Genomic DNA, 5,079 nt, shown 5'->3' on the forward strand with positions numbered 1-5,079 from the left:
GCCAGCGAAGGCGGAGGGTTGTGGAACTCGTCGACCGGCACGATGACGATCAACGGCGGGGCGATTTCATCGAACGTCGCAAGTGGCGATGACGCCAGCAATGGTGGCGGCGGTCTGTTCAATGACGGTGGCACACTGAACGTGATCGACGCAGTCATCGGATTCAACGTTGCCGATGGTGCCAGCGGCAGCGGCGGTGGGATTCTCAATGATGGAGGAACGCTCACCATCAGTGGCAACACGACGATCTCCAACAACACTGCCAACCGTGCTGGTGGTGGGATCGAAGTGACCGGTGGCACCATCAACACGATTACCGGAGCGACGATTTCATCGAATTCCGTTGGTGTTTCTCCCGCGGTAGCGGCGCCGGGCAACGGAGGCGGTATCCATGTCGGTGGTGATGGGCAGCTGACGATCAGTGGTGGATCAGTCACCGGGAATTCAGCCGCTCTCGAAGGTGGCGGCCTTTGGAACGGCAGCGGATTGATGACGATCAACGGCACCACGATCACTGGCAATACTGCCTTGGGCGATGGAGCCGACGATGGTGGTGGTGGCGTCTTCAACAATGGTGGATCGATCGAGATCACCAATGGTTCGATTAGCGGCAACGTTGCAAGCGGTTCGGCGGGCAGCGGTGGCGGCCTGTTGAACTTCGGTGGTTCGGTGGAAATTACCGGAACAACGATCTCCGGTAACCGAGCCAACCGAGCTGGGGGAGGCATCGAAGCAACCGCTGATTCATCAACAACGCTGCTCAACGTTGCATTGAACCAGAACAACGTGGGTGTCTCGCCAGCGACGGCGGCACCTGGCAACGGCGGTGGTCTGCATATCACCGGAAACGGCTCAGCTGAAATCACTGGGGGAACCGTCAATGGAAACGTTGCCGCTTCCGAAGGTGGGGGACTTTGGAACGGAAGCGGAACAATGACAGTCGATGGGACGGTCATTGATGGGAATGCAGCATCCGGTGATGACGCGGACAATGGAGGTGGAGGCATTTTCAACGTTGGTGGAACGTTAGTCGTCAGCGATGCGACCATTCAAAACAACGTTGCCGATGGTGCATCGGGAAGTGGTGGCGGCATTTTCAATGCTGGGACCGCGACGATCGACAATACAACCGTCTCAGGTAACACCGCCAATCGTGCCGGTGGCGGTTTGGAAGCCATCGGCGGATCGAGCACTTCTATCATCGGTGGATCGCTGGAAGACAACGTGGCTGGCCCAAGCGGATCGGCCGCGCCCGGCAATGGTGGTGCGATTCACATCTCAGACGATGGATCTGTTGACCTGACGGAGGTTCTCGTTGATGGAAACACAGCCGCCAGTGAAGGCGGTGGTTTGTGGAACAGCTCGACCGGAACGCTGGTCGTCACACGCTCGACGATCTCCAACAACGTCACGATCGACGGTGGAGGGATCTTTGCCGACGGAGATGGCGGTGCGGTCACGGTTGTCAACTCAACCATCGCATCGAACTCCGCATCCAACGATGGTGGCGGTGTGCTGAGCGAAGGTGGAACCGTTGCATTGACCAGCGTCACAATTGCCGACAACTCGGCGTCGTTGGGCGGAGGCATCTCCGTCGAGGCAGGCACTCTCTCGCTGATCAACTCGATCGTTTCGCGGAACAACGCTTCGACCGATTCGAATCTGTCGGGATCTTTCACCGACGACGGAAACAACCTCGTCGATGTTGACGCAGGGCTTGGAACACTGGGCGACTTTGGCGGCCCAACACCGACAATTCCTTTGCTCGCCGGAAGTGCGGCTTTGGATGCGGGAGTGCTAGCCGGATTGACGACCGATCAACGAGGCGTTTCGCGACCGCAAGGTCCAGGTGTCGACATCGGCGCGTTCGAATCTGACTTGGCGGCACCCGTTGCGGCTTCGTTGAGCATCGCCGCTGACAATGCCCAGCGTGTCGAAGGTGATTCGGGAACCACTGCATTCACCTTCACGGTCACTCGATCTGAAAACACGACCGGCATTGTCACGGTGGACTATTCAGTCGTTGGGAACGGAGGCAATCCCGCGGACGCGAGCGATTTCGGTGGGACCTTGCCGACCGGGACGGTGACATTTGCTGATGGTGATTCGACGGCAACGATCACAGTAAACGTTTCCGGTGACACTCAAGTGGAGCCAAACGAAGGCTTCACGGTCGTGCTTAGCAACGCCAGCGATGACACGGTGATATCGCAAGCGGATGCGGAGGGAATCATTCTGAACGATGATATCAATGAACGCGAAACGCGAATTTTGGTGCCGACTTTTGTGGCTCGTCCGCATTTGATTCCTGGTGATGGCATTCCAACCGCAATCATCTTTCAAGCGTTGACAGACACGACGGTCACGGTCACTCCAATCAGTGTGACCAGCCTGAGTGAAACGGTGCGGATTGTCGACGCGGATACATTGACCGTCAGTGCCTACCAAAACGGAGTCGCGACAGCGAATCTGCAAGCCGGCGAATTGTACGCGGTCATCTTTGAGCCGTTGGACAGCGATCGCATCTTCTCGATTCGATCTTCTGCTGGTTCCGACACGTTGACCAACCGAGCGGCGACGAACATTCTGCAACCGACGGACACATCGGCTGACGGTGAAACCACCGCGTTGGATGCGTTGATGGTGATCAACGAGCTGAACCGTTTGAATGATGCTGGTGGCGAGCCGTTGGTGGGAAGCTTCGTTGATGTCAATCGCGACGCGAGCGTTACAGCGTTGGATGCATTGCTGGTGATCAATTATCTCAACCGAATGGAGCTGGCGACCAACACGGCCTCGGGCGAGTTCATCGCTCCGCAAGGTTCATTCGGGAACTCAGAACCCAATGAGCTTTTGAGCAATGAAGTCGATGAGTTCTTCGACAGCGGTGAAGTCATCGGCGTTGACGAGCCAGCAAGCAAGGTTTCATTGTCATTCGATGGATCGTCGTCGACCGCAGCAGCCACGCCAGTTGGAGTGGACGAAGCGATGGCGGAACTCGATGACGAGGACGCATCGTCATCGGTGGCGAATGAAATCGAGCTGTTGGGAACTGTTTAGCAAACTGGTTGGATAGAATTCGACCGCATCTGGCAAACTCCCGGAGTGCTTGCTCAAAGTGCTCCGTGGAGGAAGTCGGATTTCGCGTCGTTTCAACTTCGATTTTGCGACCGTCGCCGTCCTCGTGACGGCTGTGTGTCTTCTAGCGGTATCCGCGCCCGGACGTTGAAGTCTCAACCCGTTCGATCTTGGTCGTCCGATCTGGACAACCAGACAACCGTCGGGCATGAATCCGATTCAACCATTGCTCGTTGCACGGTCACTGATGATCGACGCGTCAAAACGCCGATGCTTGATCTTTTGTCCCAAGCCACCTGCAGATGCAGTCGTGTCGGGAGCGACAATCGCGTTTCATGACTCCTTCGTCGCACCTTCACGCTATGGCGTCGCGGGCTGGCATTGATAGAATCTGCGATGATTCAGACGTCGTTCGGTTTGTTCAGGGCGGTGTCGTGAAAACGTTCCGTTGCTCGGCTCAAACTGTTGGTAAATCCGTACGAAACGCCAATCGTTCATCTCGGAAGAGATCGCCAAGCGTACTCGCTGAAGTACGGCGTACACGCGTTACTTCCGATTGGTTGCATTTGCTTTTTCCTTGCGTGTTACTGCTGGGGCAGCGTCTCTTGGCGTGGAAGTCCCGAGATCTTTACGTGGCTTCCAGCAGTTAGCATCGGACTTGTTTCACTCTTATTTCGCAATTCGAAGGCTTGGATATGCGTCCTGTGCGTACCCGCGATTGCAACGCTTTTTTTCTGGGCATGTTGCTTCTGGGTCAACGGAATATCTGTGACATCTCTATTTCGTGAATTCCCACTCTATTTAATTCCGATCCCCGCAATTTTGGCCTCAGTCGCGCTGGTGGTTGCAAACTGCCTGCTGTTGCTCCGCAGCGCTATATGGTGTTCACGTTAGGACTACGGAACACCTTGTCTCGATGGCAACGGACCATGGCCTTGGTAGAATCTCTTGTAGTTCAGACACCGCTCGCTTCGTTCAGGGCGGTGTCGTAAAACCCTTCCGTTGTGTGCCACAGATGCGCGATGATTCTCCATACAAGTCACCTGCTGAAGCCGCACCGACGGTCAGACCTCGCCGATTGCGTCGCTGGTTCCTTGGCGGCTTCGCGATTGTATTCGTCGCCATGCTGATTCTAATGAACCAGTACTACTACACTGGCGATGCGCTTGTGCAATGCAAACTGTGGCAGTTCTACCTTTTGGGAATGCGTCGCGCGCGTTCATATCGTCGGACGTCTTTGGTCCAACCACTGGATCGGGCGGCCATGCCTTTGTGATGTTTCTGCAACACGTCGGCATTGCGAGCGTTGGCGGGTTGATATCACTCGGCATAGGTGCATTTGTTGCTCGCCCCCGCGCGTAGTGGCACACAACAAGGTTCTTACGCTGGGGCCCTATGGGCACACCTTCCAACTTTGTCAACGCGGGCTGGCCTTGGTACAATCTCTCGTAGTTCAGGCATCGCTCGTTTCGTTAAGGGCAGTGTCGTAGAAACCCTCCGTTAGCCGCTCGATACAAAAGCCACTCACTGCCCTTTGGACCAAATTACCCCACTCATTCTGCAATTGACCTCTACTTCGGTGAACGATCGCTTCACCGCGGCTCGCGCGCTTGCTGCCCATGGCCCCAATGCTTCACCGGCAATACCACATCTGATTGCCGCCCTAAGTGACTCTAACGGACCGGTGACGGATTCGGTAACGTGGGCGCTCGGCGCAATTGGTGAGAACGCGATCGAACCGCTCGCGAAAGCTGCCCGTTCTGGTGATTCGCAACTTCATCGGCGTATGGCTTGCTATGCCCTTGGTCGCTATGCCCCGCATGCCACTGCGAAAATGACGATTCTTTCTTCGCTACTCAATGACTCCGATCCTGAAATCCGCCGTGCAGCAGCGGGTTCGCTCATTTCGCTTGGGCAACACCTTGGCCGTGACCACGAGTATCGCGACTCACCGCTCTCCGACGATGAAGCTGCTGCCGCTAAGCAACGCACGATCAATTA

General features: G+C 56.1%; 2 protein-coding genes. Both read left to right on the forward strand.

Features of this window, described 5'->3' with window-relative positions; translation table 11 throughout:
• Window positions 1–3,060 (forward strand): choice-of-anchor Q domain-containing protein (locus B2R17_RS27485; RefSeq protein WP_286766513.1); only part of this gene is annotated, 3,060 nt, incomplete at its 5' end.
• Between the two features lie 1,552 nt (window positions 3,061–4,612).
• On the forward strand, window positions 4,613–5,079 hold a 467-nt coding region (locus B2R17_RS27490; RefSeq protein WP_286766514.1), incomplete at its 3' end, for a HEAT repeat domain-containing protein.

This window comes from Rhodopirellula sp. UBA1907 (assembly GCF_002337565.1).
In the GTDB taxonomy this organism is placed as follows: domain Bacteria; phylum Planctomycetota; class Planctomycetia; order Pirellulales; family Pirellulaceae; genus Rhodopirellula; species Rhodopirellula europaea.